The sequence below is a fragment of the Bacillus sp. VA13 genome, assembly GCF_055710085.1.
Genome location: NZ_JBVQPP010000002.1, coordinates 727,812 through 749,116 on the forward strand (window position 1 = coordinate 727,812; position 21,305 = coordinate 749,116).

Genomic DNA, 21,305 nt, shown 5'->3' on the forward strand with positions numbered 1-21,305 from the left:
GAAGATGACGAAAAAGATATTGTTTTGCGCGACTGTCGATTATCATTTTAAAGCCTTTCACCTCCCTTACTTTAAATGGTTTAAACGAATGGGCTGGGAGGTTCATGTCGCTGCGAGCGGACAAACCAAGCTGCCGTATGTGGATGAGAAGTTCTCCATCCCAATTCGCAGGTCACCCTTTCATCCTCAGAATCTGGCCGTTTACAGACAGCTGAAGGAAGTGATCAACACCAATCAATACGATATTGTCCATTGCCATACGCCGGTCGGCGGCGTGCTTGCCAGACTAGCGGCGAGGCAGGCCAGGCGGCATGGAACAAAGGTGCTGTACACAGCGCACGGATTTCACTTTTGCAGCGGAGCGCCGATGAAAAATTGGCTGCTTTACTATCCGATTGAGAAATGGCTTTCGGCATATACAGACTGCCTGATTACGATCAACGAAGAGGATTACACACGGGCGAAGAGACTTCAAAGGCGGAGCGGAAAGACGCAGAAAATTCATGGCATCGGCGTCAATACCGAGCGGTTCCGGCCTGTCAGCCTGGAAGAGCAGCAAAGACTTAGAGAAAAACACGGTTTCCGTGAAGATGATTTTATATTGGTTTATCCCGCTGAGCTCAATCTGAACAAAAACCAGAAGTTGTTAATCGAAGCCGCAGCCTTGCTGAAAGAACACATTCCGTCGCTCCGCCTTGTTTTTGCCGGAGAAGGAGCGATGGAACAAGCGTATCGAACGTTGGCTGAAAAGCTTGGTGCTTCCGGCAATGTCCGCTTTTACGGCTTTTGCCGCGACATTCATGAGCTGATTCAGCTTGCAGATGTATCTGTCGCATCCAGCATTAGGGAGGGCCTCGGCATGAATGTGCTTGAGGGGATGGCAGCGGAAAAACCGGCGATTGCCACGGATAACCGCGGGCATCGGGAAATCATCCGGGATGGAGAAAACGGTTTTCTGATCAACATCGGTGACAGTGCCGCTTTTGCCCGCCGGATTGAACAGCTTTACCATAAGCCGGAACTCTGCAGAAAGCTGGGACAGGAAGGCCGAAAAACAGCCTTGCGCTTTTCGGAGTCGCGAACGGTAGAAGAAATGGCAGATATTTATTCCGCGTACATGGATATGGATACAAAGGAGAAAAGCGTATGAACTCAGGACCGAAAGTTTCTGTCATTATGGGCATTTATAATTGTGAATGCACTTTGGCGGAATGCATTGAATCCATACTCAGCCAATCCTATAAAAATTGGGAGCTGATTATGTGCGATGATGCGTCAACAGACGGCACGCTCCGCATCGCGAAGCAGTATGCCGCTCATTACAGCGATCGCATCAAGCTGATTCAAAACAAAACAAACAAGCGGCTTGCCGCTTCATTAAATCATTGTCTTTCGCATGCGACAGGCGAGTATATCGCACGTCAGGATGGAGACGACCTTTCATTCCCGCGCCGTCTGGAAAAGCAGGTCGCGTTTTTAGAAAAGCACCACCACTATCAGGTGGTTGGCACCGGCATGCTTGTATTTGATGAATGTGGCGTAAGGGGCACACGCATCCTGCCTTCTGTTCCGGAGCCGGGCATCATGGCAAAAGGAACCCCGTTTTGCCACGGAACAATTATGATGAGAGCCAGCGCCTACCGAACGCTGAAAGGCTACCGTTCGGTGCGGCGGACGAGACGGATGGAGGATATTGATTTGTGGCTTCGCTTTTTTGAAGAGGGCTTCAGAGGCTACAATCTCCAAGAAGCGTTGTATAAAGTAAGGGAAGACAGCGATGCATTCAAACGGAGGTCATTTACGTATTCCATCGACAATGCCATCCTTGTCTATCAGGCATGCAGACGCTTGAAGCTTCCTCTATCTGATTACATATATATTGCAAAACCGTTAATTCGCGCATTTATGCCTCCAGCCGTGATGAATCGCTACCACAAAAAAAGAGTGATGAACCAAAAGGAAGGGCTTGTCAAGCATGAGTAGCAGCCAAAAACGCGTGCTTCAAGTTCTCAGCGGCATGAACAGGGGCGGCGCGGAAACCATGGTGATGAATTTATATCGGAAAATGGACAGAAGCAAAGTACAATTTGATTTTTTAACGTATCGAAATGATCCGTGCGCTTATGATGAAGAGATTTTATCTTTAGGCGGGCGGCTTTTCTATGTCCCGAGCATCGGGCAAAGCAATCCCCTTACATTTGTGAGGAATGTAAGAAACACGATAAAAGAAAACGGGCCGTTCAGCGCCGTTCATGCGCACACGGATTTTCAAACGGGTTTTATCGCCCTTGCGGCAAGGCTTGCCGGAGTGCCGGTCAGGGTATGTCATTCCCACAATACGTCGTGGAAGACCGGCTTCAATTGGAAGGATCGCCTGCAGCTGATGGTGTTTAGGCGGCTTATTTTGGCGAATGCGACAGCACTGTGTGCCTGCGGAGAGGATGCGGGCAGGTTTTTATTCGGCCAGTCCAACATGGAGCGGGAGCGTGTTCATCTCCTTCCGAACGGGATTGATCTTGATTTGTTCGCCCCAAATGGGCAGAGAGCTGATGAAGAAAAAACAGCACGCGGCATTGCTGCTGACCGTCTCATCATTGGCCATGTGGCCCGGTTTCATGAAGTGAAAAACCACGCGTTTTTGCTGAAGCTTGCCGCACATCTCAAAGAACGAGGGGTTCGCTTTCAGCTCGTTCTCGCAGGAGACGGGCCGCTGCGCGAGAAAATGGAAGAGGAGGCGCGGCAGCAGAATCTGCTTTCAGAAGTCCTCTTTTTAGGCACTGAAGAACGCATTCATGAGCTGATGCGCACATTTGATGTGTTTGTCATGCCGTCTCTATACGAAGGCTTGCCGGTGGTATTAGTGGAAGCGCAGGCATCGGGGCTTCCATGCATTATTTCAGACAACATTACAGATAAAGTTGACGCTGGGCTTGGGCTTGTGACGAGATTGAGTCTTTCTGAGCCGATCGGCATCTGGGCTGAAACCATTGCAAGAGCGGCCGCCGCAGGCAGGCCGAAGCAGGAGCTCATCCAAGGTACACTCGCAAAACTTGGCTACGATGCACAGCAAAACGTAGGAGCGCTGCTGAATGTATACAACATTACTAGCGGAAAAGGACAATAAACGATGATTGTATATGCCGTCAATATGGGAATTGTATATATTTGGTCTTGGTTTGCCAAAATGTGCGGCGGCCGTGACGATTCGCTCGCCACGGGGTATCGGCCGAATAAACTTTTGATTTGGATTCCGCTTGCTTCACTTGTGCTCGTGTCGGGTCTGCGTTACAGAGTCGGCACGGATTTTCAGACATACACACTGCTGTACGAATTGGCGGGCGATTATCAAAATGTGTGGCAGATATTCGGTTTCGGCACAGCAAAAACGGCGACAGATCCGGGCTTTACCGCACTCCTTTGGCTGATGAATTTTATCACGGAAGATCCGCAAATCATGTATATAACGGTTGCGGCCGTGACCTACAGTTTGGTTATGAAGACACTCGCTGATTACGGAAGGCCGTTTGAGCTGAGTGTCTTTTTATTTTTAGGAACCTTTCATTATTACGCGTCTTTTAACGGCATCAGGCAATACATGGTGGCAGCCGCATTGTTTTGGGCGATCCGTTATATCATCAGCGGGAACTGGAAGCGATATTTTCTAATCGTGCTGATCAGCTCGCTCTTTCATTCTTCGGCACTGATTATGATTCCGGTGTACTTTATTGTCAGAAGAAAAGCCTGGTCACCGGCGATATTCGGTTTATCCGCTCTATTTCTAGGCATGACGTTTTTATATCAAAAATTTGTTTCTGTGTTTGTCGTTGTGCTTGAAAACAGCTCATACAGCCATTATGAAAAATGGCTCATGACAAACACAAATGGAATGAATGTGATCAAAATCGCTGTCTTGGTTCTGCCGCTGTTTCTCGCCTTTTGCTACAGAGCGCGTCTGCGAAAGCTGTGGCCGCAAATCGACATCGTCGTCAATTTGTGCCTGCTCGGTTTTTTGTTCGGGCTTTTGGCCACAAAGGATGTGATCTTTGCCAGATTCAATATTTATTTCGGCCTGTATCAAATGATCTTAGTCCCTTATTTCGTCAGGATATTTGATGAAAAATCGAATGCCCTTATCTATATCGCTATCATTGTTTGTTATTTTCTTTACAGTTATTTGCTTATGCCGGTTGATTCGTCCGTTCTGCCTTACAGAACGATTTTTTCCCGGTAATTTATGCAAGAGGAGCCGGTCATTATGGAAACACCTGCGGTTAGTCTGTTAGTCGCTGTTTATAACACAGAAACATATATCAGAACGTGTCTCGAATCACTGCGGAACCAGACGCTGAATAATATTGAAATCATCATTGTCAATGACGGTTCAGCAGATGACAGCCCGGAAATCGCGGAGGAATACGCCAAAAACGATCACAGATTCAGGGTGTTTCATCAGGAGAACCAGGGTCTCGGCGCGGTTCGGAATAAAGGCATCGACGCGGCACGCGGCGAGTTTATCGCGTTTATAGATTCAGACGATTGGATCGAACCTGATTATTGCGAGCGAATGCTCCAGGCAGCAGACGATAAAACGGATCTGGTCATTTGCAATTACGCCGCGGAGTTTGAGGACACTGGAAAAACCATGATCTCTGATATTACAGAAACCTATCAGAATCAGCCGAAGGAGCAGTATATCAAGGCGTTATTTGAAGGAAAGGTCAGAGGGTTTTCATGGAACAAACTGTACAGAAGAAGCATGGTTGAAGCGCATCGGCTGTCGTTTCCGCTCCGCGGCGAGCTAGAGCATGTGGAGGATCAGTTTTTCAGCTTTCGGGCTCATTTTTTCGCCCGCTCGGTATCCTATGTGAAAGCGCCGCTCTATCATTACCGGATTCACCTTTCCTCCATTGTGCAAAGCTATCAGAAAAAACTGTTTGAATCAGGGCTTGCGCTGTATGAGGCAAATGCAGCGTTTTTACAGGAGAACAACAAACTGGAGGCGTACCAAAAGGAGCTTGATACTTTTATGGTGCTTCACAGCAGCATCTGTATGCTGAACGAATGGAAAACAAGCGGAAGCCGCCGGCTGCTCGAAAAGCTTAGAAATGTCGGCGTGATTTGCGCGGATCCAGTGTTTCGGGAGAGCCTCTCAAAAACGGGTACTGCGCCCTTTGACGCAAAACGATCATGCCTGCTTCTGATGGCGAAATACAGAATGATTCCGTTCGTCGCTATGGCCTCGGCCGTGTATCAGCGGGCGATCGAGTACAAAATGAGAAACAGAGGGTGAGGACATGTCGTTACAATCATTGAAAATCAATCTTGCAGAATGGCTGCTGCTTAAGGTCAAATACCCGTCTCAATATTGGCTGGGTACGGCCGATCAGCCGGTAAAGACCGAAGCACATCAGAAAAAAATCATACTGACCCTGCTGCCGTCCCATGACAATTTGGGAGATCATGCGATTGCTTATGCCAGCAAAGCATTTCTTGACCAGGAATACCCCGATTTTGACATCGTCGAGGTCGATATGAAGGACATTTACAAATCAGCAAAAGCGCTGCTCCGCTCGCGCCATCCGGAGGATATGGTCTTTATCATCGGCGGAGGAAACATGGGTGATTTATACCGTTATGAGGAGTGGACGCGCCGCTTCATCATTAAAACATTTCACGACTATCGAGTTGTCCAGCTGCCGGCAACGGCTCATTTTTCTGACACGAAAAAAGGGCGCAAAGAGCTGAAACGGGCGCAGAAAATTTATAACGCGCACCCTGGCCTATTGCTGATGGCCCGGGATGAAACAACGTATCAGTTTATGAAACGGCATTTTCAAGAAAAAACGATTTTGAAGCAGCCGGACATGGTGCTGTATTTAGATAGAAGCAAGACCCCCGCAGAGCGCGAAGGGGTTTATATGTGTTTGCGTGAGGATCAGGAAAGCGTGCTTCAGGAGGATGAGAGAAACCGGGTAAAGGCTGCGCTATTTGAAGAATTCGGCGACATCAAAGCCTTTACGACAACGATCGGGCGCCGGATCAGCCGCGATTCACGGGAGCGGGAGCTTGAAGCGCTGTGGTCTAAGCTGCAAAGCGCAGAAGCCGTTGTCACTGACAGGCTTCATGGCATGATTTTTTGCGCGCTGACAGGAACGCCGTGTGTCGTCATCCGCTCCTTTGACCACAAGGTGATGGAAGGCTATCACTGGCTCAGAGACATCCCATCCATGAAGCTGATTGAACATCCGGACCCGGAGCGTGTAACAGCCGCAGTAAAAGAACTGTTAACAAAAGAAACACCCCGTGCCGGCTTTCCGAGAGATATGTATTTTAAAGGACTGCGGGACAAAATCAGCGGTGAAGCGCTATGACCCCGCTCGTCAGCATTATTGTCCCGATGTATAACGTTGAACCATTTATAGAAGAGTGCATTGACTCTCTGCTTCGTCAAACGTTTTCTGATATTGAAATTATTCTCGTGAATGACGGAACACCGGATCGTTCAGGCGAGATTGCAGAGGACTATGCAAAACGGGATGCGAGAATCCGGGTCATTCATCAGGCAAACGGCGGGCTGAGCTCAGCACGAAATGCGGGAATAAAGGCCGCGCGGGGTACTTATATCGGCTTTGTTGACGGAGACGATTATGTATCTTCCGCCATGTTCCAGAGGCTGATTGAAGAAGCAGAACAAAATCGGCTCGACATCGCTGGGTGCGGTTTTTATAAGCAGTCAGCGGACAGGCGCGTGTATGTGCCGCCGCAGCTTGACATAAACCGCGTGCTGACAAAACCGGAAATGGCTGAACGGCTCAAACATGCTCACGAAACGAGATTTATCTGGTATGTATGGCGTTATGTTTATCGCCGTGAGCTTTTGGAGAGAGCCAATCTGATGTTCGATGAAGACATCCGTTTTGCTGAAGATTCTCCCTTCAATTTGTCCGCTTTTTGCGAAGCCGAGCGGGTGAAAATGCTGGATGAAGGCTTGTACATCTATCGTGAAAATCCGAACAGCCTGACAGAAATTCCTTATAAGCCGGCGATGGATGAATATATCCAAAAGCAATATCAGGCGAAAATCGCATTCTATAATCATTACGGTTTAGCAGGTGCATGCAAAGAAGATTTGAATGTGTACATTTGCAAGCACCAGCTTCCGATGCTTCTCGCAAACGCCTGTGCTTCTCCGAAACCGCCGAAAGACATCAAAAAACAGATTAGACACATTTTATCCTATGACATGGTGCGGCAGGCTGTCAGAAATACACCGGTCCAGCATGAGAAATTATTAAGAGGCGAGCGTTTGGTATTAGGACTGTGCAAATTACGGCTCATATTTCTCATCAAGCTGTTTTTTGAGCAGCGGGGAACGATGAAAGGCAGTGCAAAGCAGGCATGAAATTCACGATAAACTTCAGCGCAAATCTCACGGCTTTTCTCTTGTCCGTTTTCCTGTCGGTCTGGATGACGCCTTTTATTGTCAAAACGCTCGGTGTGGAAGCGTTCGGCTTTGTTCATTTGACACAAAATGTGATTAATTACTTTTCGATTATCACCGTGGCGCTCAGTTCGGTTGTTGTGCGGTTCTTTTCTGTCGCCGCCCACAGGGGAGAGCGCGATAAAGCAAATGCGTATATCAGTAATTATTTAGCGGCGTCTGTTCTGATTTCAATGCTACTTTTGCTGCCTCTTGCGGGTTCGGCTTTCTTTATTGACCGCGTCATGAACGTGCCGCCAGCGCTTTTGGCTGATGTGCGTCTGTCAATTTTGATCGGCAGTCTGCTGTTCATTTTAACGTTTCTGATGGCGGGTTTCGGCGCTGCACCATTTTATGCAAACCGCCTTTACATCACCAGTTCAATTCAGGCGGTGCAAATGCTGATACGCGTGCTGTCTGTGCTGCTCTTGTTTGCATGTTTTGCGCCGAAAATCTGGCAGATCCAGCTTGCCGCTTTAGCTGGTGCTGTCATCGCGTCTGTGCTGTCTTTCTATTTCTTCAAAAAACTGATTCCGTGGTTTTCGTTTCGGATGAAGGATCTTTCATTCCGCATAAGCAGGGAGCTGTTTCAGGCGGGCGCATGGAGCTCCGTCAATCAAATCGGCGTCCTGCTTTTTTTGCAGATTGATCTATTAACTGCCAATTTGGTGCTGGGGGCGTCTGCATCCGGGAAATACGCGGCGATTATCCAGTTTCCGCTGCTGCTGCGCAGCTTGGCTGGCACGGTCGCATCCCTGTTTGCGCCTCTTATTACTTCATATTATTCAAAAGGCGATATGGACGGATTAGTGAATTACGCCAACAAGGCAGTGAGGCTGAACGGTCTTTTGCTTGCGCTTCCTGCTGCCTTATTGGGCGGATTGGCGGGGCCTTTTCTGACGATCTGGCTTGGACCATCCTTTTCGTCTATAGCACCGCTTTTATATATTCATGCCGGATACTTAGTGGTCAGCCTCGCCTTTATGCCGCTGTTTTATATATGGACCGCCTTTAATAAACAAAAAACACCGGCGATCGTTACCCTGCTGTTAGGCGCAGTGAATGTGGTGCTGGCTGTCACGCTGAGCGGGCCGGCCCATCTCGGACTGTACGGCATTACATTGGCCGGGGCGGTATCCCTTATTTTGAAAAATGCCATCTTTACGCCGCTTTACGTATCCCGCATTACCGGCTACAAAAAGCACGTGTTCTTTAAAGGGATAATCGGGCCTCTTTCAGCGGCTGTGTTTGCGTGGGCGGTCTGTGAGGCAATCCAGTTCGTTGTGAAGATTGACGGCTGGGCATCACTGATAGCGGCGGGAATGACAGTCAGCTGCTGCTACGCGGTTTTCGCTTTTATGCTCGTTTGTACGAAAGAGGAAAGACAGCTGGTACTAAAGCGGTTTCGAAAAACGAAAGGAGCTGTGAATCTTTGATCCTGAAACGACTTTTTGATCTGACGGCCGCCATTTTTTTATTGTGCTGTACGAGTGTCATCATTTTATTCACCATAGCCGTTGTCAGGCTGAAAATAGGATCACCTGTCTTCTTTAAGCAAGTAAGGCCGGGCCTGCACGGCAATCCGTTCACCCTTTATAAATTCCGAACGATGACGGATGAACGGGACAGTGAAGGAAATCTGCTGCCTGATGAAGTCCGGCTGACGAAAACGGGCAGGCTGATCAGAAAGCTGAGCATTGATGAGCTTCCGCAGCTGGTGAATGTCCTAAAAGGTGATCTCAGCCTTGTCGGTCCGCGGCCGCTTTTGATGGACTATCTGCCGCTTTATACAGAAAAGCAGGCACGGCGCCATGAGGTGAAGCCGGGTATCACAGGCTGGGCACAAATCAACGGCAGAAACGCGATTTCCTGGGAAAAGAAATTTGAATTAGATGTTTGGTACGTTGACAACCGATCATTTTTTCTCGATATGAAAATTTTATGTTTGACGGTGCGAAAAGTACTTGTTTCAGAAGGGATTCAGCAAACCAATCACGTGACAGCGGAACGGTTTACGGGAAGCGGAGATGTGTCCTCATGAGAAGAAACGTGGCCATTGTGGGTGACGGCGGACACGGAAAGGTGATCAGAGAGCTGATAAACGCTCGGTCAGACATGCGATTAGCCGCGGTGCTTGATGATAAATTCCGAACATTTGAAGCGGGATCAGAGTGGTACACAGGCCCGCCGGAAGCCGTTGCTGAATTGCGAAGGCTCATTCCCGATGTATTGTTTCTGGTCGCCATCGGAAACAACAGTGTCAGAAAACAGCTGGCGGAGCGACTGGGACTTAAGAAAGAAGATTTCATTACATTGATTCACCCGTCAGCCATCGTCAGCAAGTCGGCTGTCATCGGGGAAGGGACCGTGATTATGGCGGGCGCAATCATTCAGGCGGATGCGCGTATCGGCGCCCACTGCATCATCAATACGGGCGCAGTGGCAGAGCATGATAATCAAATCAGCGATTACGTTCATCTTTCTCCGCGTGTCACGCTATCAGGAGCGGTCGCCGTTCAGGAAGGCGCTCACGTCGGAACCGGCGCGGCCGTCATACCGCAGCTCACAATCGGATCTTGGAGCATTGTCGGCGCCGGCTCCGCAGTGATCCGTTCCATACCGGACAGGGTAACGGCTGCCGGTGCCCCGGCGCGCATTATTTCTTCCATTCAGACATAAAACAAAGGATGATTATATGTATAAAAGAATCTACTTATCTCCCCCTCATATGAGCGGCAGGGAGCAGCACTATATTTCAGAAGCCTTTCGCTCAAATTGGATCGCGCCGCTTGGGCCTCTCGTGAATTCATTTGAAGAACAGCTGGCAGAACGCGTCGGTGTAAAAGCAGCAGCTGCGGTCAGCTCTGGAACGGCGGCGATTCATCTGGCGCTGCGTTTGCTTGAAGTAAAAGAAGGAGACACTGTGTTTTGCCAGTCCTTCACATTTGTAGCAACCGCCAACCCGATTTTGTATGAAAAAGCGGTGCCCGTCTTTATTGATTCTGAGCCTGATACGTGGAATATGTCGCCGAAAGCCCTCGAAAGAGCGCTGGAGGATGCGAAAAGAAGCGGAACTCTGCCAAAAGCGGTTATTGCCGTCAATCTATATGGGCAGAGCGCGAAAATGGATGACATCGTAAGCCTGTGTGATGCATATGGAGTTCCTGTCATTGAGGACGCAGCCGAATCTCTCGGCACAGTTTATAAAGGGAAGCAAAGCGGGACATTCGGGCGCTTCGGCGTTTTTTCATTTAACGGGAACAAAATCATCACCACATCAGGCGGCGGGATGCTCGTTTCAGACGATGAAGCCGCCATTGAAAAAGCACGATTTCTCGCTTCGCAGGCACGAGAACCGGCTGTTCATTATCAGCACAGCGAAGTCGGGCATAATTACAGGCTGAGCAATATCCTCGCCGGCGTGGGCATTGCCCAGCTTGAGGTGCTGGATGAGCGGGTGGAGAAAAGAAGGGCCATTTTTACAAGATACAAAAACGCGCTCGGTCATATTAACGGTGTCCGTTTTATGCCGGAGCATGAAGCAGGTGTATCCAATCGCTGGCTGACCACGCTCACACTTGATAACGGGCTGAGCCCATATGACGCGGTTCAACGACTTGCGGAAGAAAACATTGAAGCACGTCCGCTTTGGAAGCCGCTCCATACCCAGCCGCTGTTTGAGCCGTCTTTATTCTATTCTCATGAAGATACAGGAAGCATATGCGAAGGTCTTTTCAAGCGAGGGATCTGTCTCCCATCAGGGTCAAATCTGACGGAAGAAGAGCAAGACCGGGTCATTGATGTGCTAACACACTTATTCCAAACTGGCGAGGTGAAGAAATGGACAGCAAGCATTCGATGATCAGCCTGAAACAGAAACTGTCCGGGCTGCTCGACGTCATTCCGAAGCAATCCGAGATCATATATGCCGACTATCCTCTATACGGAAATGTAGGGGATTTATTTATTATGAAGGGAACAGAAGCCTTCTTTAAAGAACACGGGATCCGGGTCAGAAAACGCTGGAATCCCGACAATTTTCCACTTGGGCGAAAGCTCGATCCGAATCTCATCATCGTCTGCCAGGGAGGCGGCAACTTCGGGGATTTGTATCCGTATTATCAAGGCTTTAGAGAGAAAATCGTCCAAACCTATCCGAATCACAAAATCGTGATCCTGCCGCAATCGATTTATTTCCAAAACGAAGACAATCTGAAACGGACGGCGGAGATATTTTCTAAGCATGCGAATCTCCATATCATCACAAGGGAAAAAGCCTCCTATGCAACGGCGCAGGCTTATTTTACAAGCAATCAGATTAAGCTTCTGCCTGATATGGCTCATCAGCTGTTTCCGGTCGCTCCAACGCAGCAGCCATTCAACCAAAGGCTGAGATTTATCAGAACAGATCATGAAGCAAACAAGGAGCTTCAGGAACACGCAAAAGCGGAAAGCTACGACTGGCGCACGGTGCTGTCAGCTTCAGACCGCCGGACGATCGCTTTTCTGCAAACGCTGAACGTCCTGAATAAAAAAGCGGGCAATCCTCTGCCCATCGCGTATATATGGGAAAAATACTCGGATTATATCGTCAAAAAAGCGATTCGGTTTTTCAGCCGTTACGAATCGGTGGAAACATCGAGGCTGCACGGCCACATCCTGTCCTCTCTTCTTCAAAAAGAAAACACGGTCATTGATAATTCCTACGGGAAAAACGCCAATTACTATCATACCTGGATGGAAGGAGTGCCAAGCACCCGACTCATCCAGAACGCCTCAAAGAAGGAAAACCTTCCTGCTCACATATGAGCGGAAGGTTTATTTTGATTCTCCCCGTTTGACTTTGTTGTACGCTTCATCTAAATGCTGAATCCGTTTCAAGACGACTGCGTTTTTCGTCAGCTGGTCCTGCACAAGCGTTGAGACGACGGAACGGTAGTAGCTGTTCATCGCGTGGATTTTATCCTCAGACTGATTCATTTCAATATGCTGTTTTAAATTCTCAATAAAATAAGGGACGGAAAAAAGTTCAGACATTTCTTTGGCAGCTCCTTTTTCATAAATGTATACGGTGTGATCTCAATCATGTACAATGAAGAAAGGGGAGTGAGCAAGATGGATATGAAACTTCAGCAAGTACAAGTATTAAAGCCTCAACTGACACAGGAGCTCAGGCAGGCCATCACGCTTCTTGGCTATCATTCGGCAGAACTCGCCGAATACATTGATGAGCTCTCACTGGAAAACCCTCTTATTGAACGAAAGGAAACAGACACACCGCCACTATCTTACCATAAAACAAACAAAAACAGGATGAATGCACAGGAAGCAGGCCTTCAATTAAGTGATCCGCAAAAAACACTGCAGGATGTGTTAAAGCAGCAGTCACTCGATATGAATCTGACAAACACTGAAAAAAAGATTTTCAATTATCTGATTCATTCGCTTGATTCAAACGGGTACTTGGAAGAAGATATGGAGGAAGCAGCACGGCGACTATCTGTTTCGACTAAGGAAGCGGAAACGGTTTTGGCAAAGCTTCAGTCGTTAGAGCCGGCTGGAATTGGCGCAAGATCTCTGCAGGAATGTATCCTTCTCCAATTACAGCGGCTGCCGAATAGAAATGAACAAGCGGAAATGCTTGTTTCAGCTCATTTTGATGCTTTTGCGCAAAAAAGATGGAAAGCGCTTTCAAGAGAAACAGGAATTCCGCTTCATGCGATTCAAGATATCTCTGATGACATCGCAGCTCTTCATCCAAGACCGGGCCTTCTGTTTGCCCAGCCAGAGCAAGATGTGTATATCGAGCCTGACATTTTTATCACCGTGAAAAACGGGCACATCGCAGCAGAGCTGAATACCCGCTCGTTTCCAGAGATAGACCTGCATCCGCAGTACAGAACGCTTTTATCGTCCGGCTCCTGTCAGGATACCGCCTCTTATTTATCTGTGAAATACCAGGAATGGCGCTGGCTGAGCCGCGCGCTGCGACAGCGAAAACAGACGATCACGAGAATTGTCAATGAGCTGATCACACGGCAAAAGGATTTCTTTCTGAAAGGGCGAGGTGCAATGAAGCCGCTGACTCTTAGGGAGATAGCAGACTGCCTGAGCCTTCATGAATCAACTGTAAGCCGGGCAATCAAAGGGAAAACGATACAAACGCCGTACGGACTGTTTGAGATGAAACTCTTTTTCTCAGCAAAAGCCGAGGCTTCAGGAGATGGAGATGCGTCTAACTATGCAGTCAAAACCCATCTAGAAGACCTGGTCAATCAAGAGGACAAAACAAAACCGCTCTCAGACCAAAAGCTTGCCGACTTGCTGTACGAACGGCACGGCATCCAAATCTCCAGACGCACGGTCGCAAAATACCGCGATCAAATGAACATTCCGTCATCGGCAGCGAGAAAACGGTATAAATAAAATCCTCCCATGTTGGGAGGATTTTTTTAAGGAATCATCCAGCTGAACACATGATGCTGCAAAAAGGTGATGATACAAACGAGCAGCAGCAAAAACAGGCTGTGTTTAATGGTAAAGCGGAAAAGATCTGATTCCTTCCCGGCGAGTCCTACCGCGGCGCACGCCACCGCAATCGACTGTGGCGAAATCATTTTTCCTGTGACACCGCCTGAAGAGTTGGCGGCGACAGAGAGAACTGGGTCCATGCCGACCGATAACGCGGTGACTTTCTGCAGGTTGCCGAACAGCAGGTTGGCAGAAGTATCCGAGCCGGTAATGAAGACGCCGAGCCAGCCGAGAACAGGCGAAAAGAAGGTAAACATCGAACCTGTCAGTGCGAGTGTCATCCCGAGTGTCGTGCTCATTCCTGAGGAGTTTGTGACATAGGCAAAACCAACGACAGATGCGATGGTCAAAATCGGAAACTTCAACTCTTGGATCGTTTCTTTAAAAACAGCTCCCCAGTCTTTCCACGAAATCGCCGTGATGAACTTTGACAGCACAGCAGCAATCAATATCGCGGTGCCGGCTGAACCAAGCACCTCAAGCTTGTAAACCGCTTCAATCGGCGCGCCGTCAGCATTGATAATTTGATTGTTCAACAAAGGCACACCAGGGGCAAAAGTCAGTTTTTCGCCAACTGCGTTCAGCCACTTCAAGAAAACCGCAGCGCCTTCATAATGCCCGGTCAGCGCGGATTTGACAGATGGAATGCCCCATACAGAAATCATCACCGTCAGCAGCAGAAATGGCGACCAGGCCTTGAAAATCTGTCCGCCGCTGTACGCAGGCGCGGCCGGATTCGTTTTCGCCATTTCAATCGCGGCGGCAGATTCTTGTTCACCGGCAAACCGGAATGTTGTTTTCGGCTTCCACCATTTCAAAAACACAGCAAGCGCAGCCATCGAAACAAGCGCCGACAAAACATCCGGCAGCTCAGGCCCTAAGAAATTGGAACTGAGATATTGAACAACAGCAAAGGAAACACCGGAAACGAGAATCGCCGGCCAGACCTCAAAGGCTTTCCTGAACCCGCTCATGATGATGATTAAATAAAGAGGAATAAATACGGATAAAAACGGCAGCTGCCGCCCGACCATTTGCGAAATCTCCATCGCCGGAATCCCAGTCGGCCCTTCTACGGCTGTAATCGGAATCCCAATCGCGCCAAAGGCGACTGGCGCCGTATTGGCGATCAAACAGATTCCCGCTGCATAAAGAGGATTAAAGCCGAGGCCGACCAGCAGCGCGGCAGAAATGGCGACCGGCGCTCCGAAGCCGGCAGCTCCTTCTAAAAAAGCCCCGAATGAGAAAGCGATCAGGAGCGCCTGAAGCCGGCGGTCATCCGTAATCGAGAGAACAGAACTGCGAATGATATCAAACTGTCCCGTTTTCACAGTGATTTTATACAAAAAAACAGACGTCACAATGATCCAGCCGATCGGCAAAATCCCGTATACGGCTCCTTGTGTCGCGGACATCAGCGCTTTTTCTGCCGGCATCCGATAAACCAATACAGCAATGATAAGTGCGATTCCCAATGTGGACAAGCACGCTGTATACCCCTTCATCCGTTTGATCGCGAGTGCCCAAAAAAAGAAAATAATCGGTACAAGTGCGGCAAGCGCTGATAAAAGCAAATTTCCCCCTATAGGCGTAAATGCCTGTGTCCATTGCATCCCAAACCCCTCCTTGAAACATAAACTGGCGTTATGTGTAAGCGGTTTCTATAGATGATATGATCATCTGATGACTGGGTAATAAGACCAGTTACCTAGCATTATATTTTGAAAAAAATCAAAGTACAAGACTTTTTGACAAAATTGTCAAAATCTTTTGGCGTCCCCCAAAACAGAGTATAATAGATCGTAAACAGCCAGACCTACAAGTTACGGGGTGAATTGCATTGAAATACAAACAGATTAAAACAAAGAAAATATATGAAGAAGTGGCGGATGCACTATTAGATATGATCAAAAACGGCGAATTGAAGCCAGGAGATAAATTAGACTCCGTTCAGGCGCTTTCCGAAAGCTTTCAAGTCAGCCGCTCAGCAGTTCGTGAAGCACTTTCCGCGCTAAAAGCGATGGGACTTGTCGAAATGAAACAGGGAGAAGGCACATACCTGAAGGAATTTGAGCTCAATCAAATTTCTCAGCCGCTCTCAGCCGCCCTTCTCATGAATAAAGAGGACGTCAAGCAGCTGCTTGAGGTCAGAAAACTGCTTGAAATCGGCGTGGCGTCATTAGCTGCTGAAAAAAGGACAGAAGCTGATCTCGAAAGAATTCATGCTGCGTTAAAGGAAATGGGCAGCATTGAAACGGACGGGGAGCTGGGCGAGAAAGCAGACTTCGCATTTCATCTGGCGTTAGCTGACGCTTCCCAAAATGAACTTCTTAAACACTTGATGAACCATGTGTCATCATTGCTGCTGGAAACGATGAGAGAAACACGGAAAATCTGGCTGTTTTCCAAGAAGACCTCAGTTCAGCGGCTGTATGAGGAGCATGAACGGATTTACAAGGCCGTGGCATCACAGGATGGAGTACAGGCAGAAGCCGCCATGCTGGCGCATTTAACGAATGTGGAAGATGTTCTTTCGGGATATTTCGAGGAAAATGTGCAATAACCAACTCATTTCCCGGGCAATTCCGCACCGCATGTACGGACAACCGAGACTGAGCCGCAAATGGTTCAGTCTTTTTACATGATGCAGGAAGAGCTTGTTGACATTTGCGGAAAAGGGAGTAAAATATTTTACTAAAATGAACAACGAGCTGAATAATGGAGGCAGATACAATGGCGACAATTAAGGATATCGCGCAGGAAGCGGGATTTTCAATTTCAACCGTTTCCCGCGTTTTAAATAACGATGAAAGCCTGTCTGTTCCTGATGAGACACGGGAGAAAATCTATGAAGCGGCTGAAAAGCTCAATTACCGCAAGAAAACAGTGAGGCCGCTGGTGAAACATATTGCGTTTTTATATTGGCTGACCGATAAAGAAGAATTAGAAGATGTCTATTTTAAAACAATGAGATTAGAAGTAGAGAAATTGGCGAAAACCTTCAATGTCGACATGACAACTTATAAAATATCGGATGGCATCGAAAGCATCCCTGAACATACGGAAGGGTTTATAGCTGTCGGGACATTTTCTGATGAAGAGCTGGCTTTCCTCAGAAATCTCACTGAAAACGGCGTCTTTATCGATTCAACTCCTGATCCCGATCATTTTGACTCGGTAAGGCCTGATTTAGCTCAAATGACAAAGAAGACGGTAAACATCCTGAGCGAGAAAGGGCATAAAAGAATTGGTTTTATCGGCGGCACATACAAAAATCCGAACACCAATCAGGATGAAATGGACATCCGTGAACAAACCTTCAGATCCTATATGAGGGAAAAAGGCATGCTGGACGAGCGTTATATTTTCTGTCATCGCGGGTTTTCTGTAGAAAACGGCTACCGCCTGATGACAACAGCGATCGATACATTAGGCGATCAGCTTCCGACTGCTTTCTTGATCGCAGCGGACCCGATTGCAGTAGGCTGTCTGCAAGCCCTGAACGAAAAAGGAATTCCCATACCGAACAGGGTAAGCGTAGTAAGCATCAACAACATCAGCTTCGCAAAGTATGTCTCGCCCCCTCTGACGACGTTTCATATTGATATACATGAATTATGTAAAAATGCCGTTGAAATGCTGCTTGAACAAGTGCAGGACAAGAGAAGAACGGTAAAAACATTATATGTGGGTGCGGAATTAATCGTCAGAAAGAGTATGAATTAAGAATGGCTTAGGAGACTAAGTCATTTTTTATTTAGGTAAAAAAATTTACCGATGGGAGTAAATAGTTTGTTTACACATTTTCTCAGTCGTGCTATATTGTTTTTAAAGCGCTTTCACTCATAACGAAAGGGTGACAATTAATGAAAATGGCAAAAAAGTATTTCGCACTCATGCTCTGCGCGGCTGTCAGTTTATCCTTGGCGGCTTGCGGCCCAAAGGAAAGCAGCAGCGCCAAATCAAGTTCAAAAGGGTCGGAGCTTGTAGTGTGGGAGGATAAGGAAAAGAGCATCGGCATTAAAGACGCCGTGGCTGCGTTTGAAAAAGAGCATGATGTGAAGGTCAAAGTTGTTGAAAAACCATATGCCAAGCAGATTGAAGATTTGCGGATGGACGGACCGGCCGGCACGGGTCCTGACGTGTTAACAATGCCAGGTGACCAAATCGGAACGGCTGTCACAGAAGGATTACTCAAGGAATTACATGTCGAAAAGAACGTTCAATCGCTTTATACTGACGCTTCCATTCAATCTCAAATGGTAGATCAAAAGCTTTATGGGCTGCCTAAAGCGGTCGAAACGACAGTGCTTTTTTACAACAAAGATCTCATTTCAGAAAAGGAATTGCCACAAACGCTGGAAGAGTGGTACGACTATTCTAAAAAGACTGCTGATGGAAGCAAGTTTGGCTTTTTAGCCCTGTTCGATCAAATTTATTATGCGGAAAGTGTGATGAGCGGGTACGGCGGATACATTTTCGGAAAGGACAAAGACGGCAGCTATAACCCGTCAGATATCGGGATCAATAATGAAGGCGCTGTCAAAGGTGCTGCGCTAATTCAGAAGTTTTACAAAGATGGCTTATTCCCGGCCGGCATTATTGGAGAACAAGGGATTAATGTGTTGGAATCGCTGTTCACAGAAGGAAAAGCCGCCGCGATTATCTCAGGTCCGTGGAATGTAGAAGCCTTTTCGAAAGCAGGAATCAATTATGGCATAACGAAACTGCCGGAGCTGGAAAATGGCAAAAACATGAGTGCCTTTATCGGTGTCAAAAGCTACAACGTCAGTGCATTTTCAAAGAATGCGGAGCTGGCGCAAGAATTGGCTGTTTTCCTGGCAAACGAAAAAAATTCTAAAACACGATATGAACAAACGAAAGAAGTCCCAGCTGTGAAATCCTTAGCCGATGACCCAGCTATTATGAAAAGCGAGGCGGCACGGGCTGTTACTGAGCAATCCCTCTTCTCAGAGCTGACGCCAAATATTCCGGAAATGAATGAAATATGGACGCCGGCTGATTCGGCATTGCAGACGGTTGCAACAGGAAAAGCGGATCCGAAACAAGCATTGGATCAAGCTGCTGAAACGGCCAAAGGACAAATCAAGGCAAAGCACAGCGGAAAATAAAGAGAAAGCTAGATTTGTATTGTAAGAGAGGTGAAAACGGTGCAGCATCGTCAAATCGCTTTGTTGCTGTCAATCATCCCGGGGCTCGGGCAATTTTATAACAAGCAATGGATAAAAGGTTTTGTCTTTCTTTTCTTAGGCGCATCGTTTTTTGCAGTCTTTGGAGATCTGCTCAATATGGGGTTTTGGGGGATTTTTACATTGGGAACAGAAGTGCCTCGGGATAATTCCGTGTTTTTGCTGGCGGAAGGGATTATCGCTGTAATCGTAACCTGCTTTGGCCTTGCGGTGTATTATGTGAATCTTCGCGATGCGTTTCAAAGCGGTAAACAGCGCGATGAAAACAAGCCATTGAGCTCCCTCAAGGAACAATACCAACATATTATTTCTCATGGCTATCCTTATGTCGTCAGCGGCCCATCTTTGTTTATATTAATTTTCGCCGTAATCTTCCCCATCTTATTCAGCTTTGCATTAGCGTTTACAAACTATGATTTGTATCATTCTCCTCCTGCTAAATTAATTGATTGGGTCGGTTTTCAAACCTTCTCAAACATTTTCACAGTTGATATTTGGAGGTCGACTTTTTTTGATGTGCTGGCTTGGACGGTGGTTTGGACACTTGCCGCATCCACACTGCAAGTCAGTTTAGGGATTTTTCTCGCGATTATTGTCAATCAGAAAGACATTCGTTTTAAACGCTTTTTCAGGACGATTCTCATTTTGCCATGGGCCGTTCCCGGATTCGTTACGATTTTAATTTTTGCAGGGCTGTTTAATGATAGCTTCGGTGCGATGAATCACGATATCTTGGCTTTCTTCGGCATAGAGCCTCTTCCATGGATGACAGATGCCAATTGGTCGAGACTTGCGCTGATTCTTATGCAGGGCTGGCTCGGGTTTCCGTACATCTTTCTCGTCTCAACAGGCGTCTTGCAGTCCATCCCGGACGATCTGTATGAAGCAGCCACGATTGATGGCGCTTCAGTCTTCGCAAAGCTGAGATACATTACGCTTCCAATGGTGTTCATTGCCATGGCTCCGATTATCATTACTCAGTTCACATTTAATTTTAATAACTTTAATATTATCTATCTATTCAATGGAGGCGGTCCGGCTGTAACCGGATCAACTGCCGGCGGGACAGATATCCTTGTTTCGTGGATTTATAAATTGACAATGCAGTCAAGCCAATATTCACTCGCCGCAGCTTTAACCATTTTATTATCTGTGTTTGTCATCTCCATCGCTTTGTGGCAGTTCAGGCAGACGAAGTCTTTTAAAGAGGAGGCATGAGGCATGCTGGCAGATATGAAGGTCAGAAAATATATCCGTCTCCTTCTCTCTTACTTGTTGTTAGCCTGTATGGCGGTCATCATTGTTTATCCTCTCCTTTGGACGGCAGGCGCAAGTTTTAATCCCGGCAATAGCTTGATCAGTACATCCATCATTCCGAAGCATCCGACATTCGACCATTACAAGGAATTATTTGCGGGCAAAGAAAGCCTTCAATATGTGCAGTGGTATATCAACTCAATGAAGATCAGCCTGTTTACGATGGCGGGGTCTTTAATCTGTGTGACGTTTACGGCCTATGCATTTTCACGCTTTCGATTTAAAGGGAGAAAATACGCTTTAACCCTCTTTTTATTGCTGCAAATGATTCCTCAGTTTTCGGCTTTAATTGCCTTGTTTGTATTGGCGCAAATCTTAGGAATGATCAATAGCCACTGGCTGTTAATCTTGCTTTATATCGGAGGGCTGATCCCGATGAATACGTATTTGATGAAAGGGTACATGGATTCCATTCCGATGGATTTAGACGAAAGCGCCAAGATTGACGGGGCCAGCAGCACAAGAATCTTCTTCCAGATCATTTTGCCATTATCAAAACCGATGGCGGCAGTAGTCGCCATGAACGGCTTTACCGGCCCGCTCGGAGATTTTGTGCTGTCCTCAACGATATTGAGAACGCCTGAATCATATACATTGCCCGTAGGTCTATTCAATTTAGTGAATGATGTTATGGGGGCCAGCTATACGACATTTGCAGCTGGAGCCCTGCTTATCAGCATACCGGTTGCCGTCATCTTTATCATGCTGCAAAAGAATTTTGTGTCCGGGTTAACCGCGGGGGGAACAAAAGGTTAAGAGATTAAGGA

General features: G+C 47.4%; 19 protein-coding genes and 1 pseudogene. 18 read left to right on the plus strand and 2 right to left on the minus strand.

Features of this window, described 5'->3' with window-relative positions:
- Positions 1-4: 4 nt before the first annotated feature.
- The 12 genes and pseudogenes from AC0C66_RS11815 to AC0C66_RS11870 all read left to right on the plus strand — a co-directional run bounded on the left by AC0C66_RS11815 (position 5) and on the right by AC0C66_RS11870 (position 12,289).
- Positions 5-1,150 carry a glycosyltransferase family 4 protein gene (locus tag AC0C66_RS11815; RefSeq protein ID WP_014115243.1) on the plus strand — a complete coding sequence of 382 codons (1,146 nt, stop codon included), beginning with the start codon at positions 5-7 and terminating at the stop codon, positions 1,148-1,150.
- Entirely contained in the window at positions 1,147-1,983 is an 837-nt protein-coding gene (epsE, locus tag AC0C66_RS11820) for a glycosyltransferase EpsE (RefSeq protein ID WP_327816530.1), read from the plus strand. Before AC0C66_RS11815 ends, epsE begins: the two co-directional genes overlap by 4 nt.
- Positions 1,976-3,131, plus strand: a pseudogene (locus AC0C66_RS11825) (glycosyltransferase family 1 protein). The gene epsE and the pseudogene AC0C66_RS11825 overlap by 8 nt, the downstream one beginning before the upstream one ends.
- Entirely contained in the window at positions 3,128-4,231 is a 1,104-nt protein-coding gene (epsG, locus tag AC0C66_RS11830) for a biofilm exopolysaccharide biosynthesis protein EpsG (RefSeq protein WP_014115240.1), read from the plus strand. Before AC0C66_RS11825 ends, epsG begins: the two are co-directional and overlap by 4 nt.
- A gap of 24 nt (positions 4,232-4,255) precedes the next feature.
- On the plus strand, positions 4,256-5,290 hold the full coding sequence (locus AC0C66_RS11835; protein ID WP_461845748.1) for a glycosyltransferase family 2 protein: 1,035 nt from the start codon (positions 4,256-4,258) through the stop codon (positions 5,288-5,290).
- Between the two features lie 4 nt (positions 5,291-5,294).
- Positions 5,295-6,371: a polysaccharide pyruvyl transferase family protein gene (locus tag AC0C66_RS11840; protein WP_461845747.1), complete on the plus strand. Its 1,077-nt coding sequence runs from the start codon at positions 5,295-5,297 to the stop codon at positions 6,369-6,371.
- The gene (locus AC0C66_RS11845; protein ID WP_461845746.1) at positions 6,368-7,402 is read left to right on the plus strand and encodes a glycosyltransferase; all 1,035 of its coding nucleotides are present in this window, start codon (positions 6,368-6,370) and stop codon (positions 7,400-7,402) included. Before AC0C66_RS11840 ends, AC0C66_RS11845 begins: the two co-directional genes overlap by 4 nt.
- Entirely contained in the window at positions 7,399-8,916 is a 1,518-nt protein-coding gene (locus AC0C66_RS11850) for an MATE family efflux transporter (protein ID WP_461845745.1), read from the plus strand. Before AC0C66_RS11845 ends, AC0C66_RS11850 begins: the two co-directional genes overlap by 4 nt.
- On the plus strand, positions 8,913-9,521 hold the full coding sequence (locus AC0C66_RS11855) for a sugar transferase (RefSeq protein ID WP_072182611.1): 609 nt from the start codon (positions 8,913-8,915) through the stop codon (positions 9,519-9,521). Before AC0C66_RS11850 ends, AC0C66_RS11855 begins: the two co-directional genes overlap by 4 nt.
- A complete protein-coding gene (locus tag AC0C66_RS11860; protein WP_014115235.1) occupies positions 9,518-10,159 on the plus strand; it encodes an acetyltransferase in 642 nt (213 codons plus the stop codon). The genes AC0C66_RS11855 and AC0C66_RS11860 overlap by 4 nt, the downstream gene beginning before the upstream one ends.
- Before the next feature lie 16 nt (positions 10,160-10,175).
- A complete protein-coding gene (locus tag AC0C66_RS11865) occupies positions 10,176-11,342 on the plus strand; it encodes a DegT/DnrJ/EryC1/StrS family aminotransferase (protein WP_072565288.1) in 1,167 nt (388 codons plus the stop codon).
- On the plus strand, positions 11,321-12,289 hold the full coding sequence (locus AC0C66_RS11870; protein WP_072182609.1) for a polysaccharide pyruvyl transferase family protein: 969 nt from the start codon (positions 11,321-11,323) through the stop codon (positions 12,287-12,289). Before AC0C66_RS11865 ends, AC0C66_RS11870 begins: the two co-directional genes overlap by 22 nt.
- A 9-nt stretch (positions 12,290-12,298) precedes the next feature.
- On the opposite strand, the gene yvfG is transcribed toward AC0C66_RS11870, so the two are convergent.
- On the minus strand, positions 12,299-12,517 hold the full coding sequence (gene yvfG / locus AC0C66_RS11875; RefSeq protein ID WP_003219905.1) for a protein YvfG: 219 nt from the start codon (positions 12,515-12,517) through the stop codon (positions 12,299-12,301).
- Positions 12,518-12,595: 78 nt separating this feature from the next.
- On the opposite strand from yvfG, the gene rpoN reads away from it, so the two are divergent.
- Positions 12,596-13,906, plus strand: coding sequence for an RNA polymerase factor sigma-54 (gene rpoN, locus AC0C66_RS11880; protein WP_072182608.1), 1,311 nt, complete (start codon positions 12,596-12,598; stop codon positions 13,904-13,906).
- 26 nt (positions 13,907-13,932) lie between these two features.
- Here the strand turns inward: rpoN and lutP are convergent, their stop codons facing one another.
- A complete protein-coding gene (gene lutP, locus AC0C66_RS11885) occupies positions 13,933-15,624 on the minus strand; it encodes an L-lactate permease LutP (protein WP_472973589.1) in 1,692 nt (563 codons plus the stop codon).
- A 227-nt stretch (positions 15,625-15,851) separates the two neighbouring features.
- Here lutP and lutR point away from each other — a divergent pair, with 227 nt between their 5' ends.
- From lutR to ganQ, 5 genes are all read left to right on the plus strand, one after another.
- Positions 15,852-16,574: an L-lactate utilization/bacilysin biosynthesis transcriptional regulator LutR gene (lutR, locus tag AC0C66_RS11890; RefSeq protein ID WP_472973590.1), complete on the plus strand. Its 723-nt coding sequence runs from the start codon at positions 15,852-15,854 to the stop codon at positions 16,572-16,574.
- Between the two features lie 170 nt (positions 16,575-16,744).
- The gene (gene ganR, locus AC0C66_RS11895; RefSeq protein ID WP_014115229.1) at positions 16,745-17,737 is read left to right on the plus strand and encodes a galactan degradation operon transcriptional regulator GanR; all 993 of its coding nucleotides are present in this window, start codon (positions 16,745-16,747) and stop codon (positions 17,735-17,737) included.
- A gap of 140 nt (positions 17,738-17,877) precedes the next feature.
- Positions 17,878-19,143, plus strand: coding sequence for an arabinogalactan oligomer ABC transporter substrate-binding protein GanS (gene ganS, locus AC0C66_RS11900; protein ID WP_461845744.1), 1,266 nt, complete (start codon positions 17,878-17,880; stop codon positions 19,141-19,143).
- Between the two features lie 39 nt (positions 19,144-19,182).
- Positions 19,183-20,439 carry an arabinogalactan oligomer ABC transporter permease GanP gene (gene ganP / locus AC0C66_RS11905; RefSeq protein ID WP_061187895.1) on the plus strand — a complete coding sequence of 419 codons (1,257 nt, stop codon included), beginning with the start codon at positions 19,183-19,185 and terminating at the stop codon, positions 20,437-20,439.
- A 3-nt stretch (positions 20,440-20,442) separates the two neighbouring features.
- The gene (gene ganQ / locus AC0C66_RS11910; RefSeq protein ID WP_014115226.1) at positions 20,443-21,294 is read left to right on the plus strand and encodes an arabinogalactan oligomer ABC transporter permease GanQ; all 852 of its coding nucleotides are present in this window, start codon (positions 20,443-20,445) and stop codon (positions 21,292-21,294) included.
- Positions 21,295-21,305: the final 11 nt, after the last annotated feature.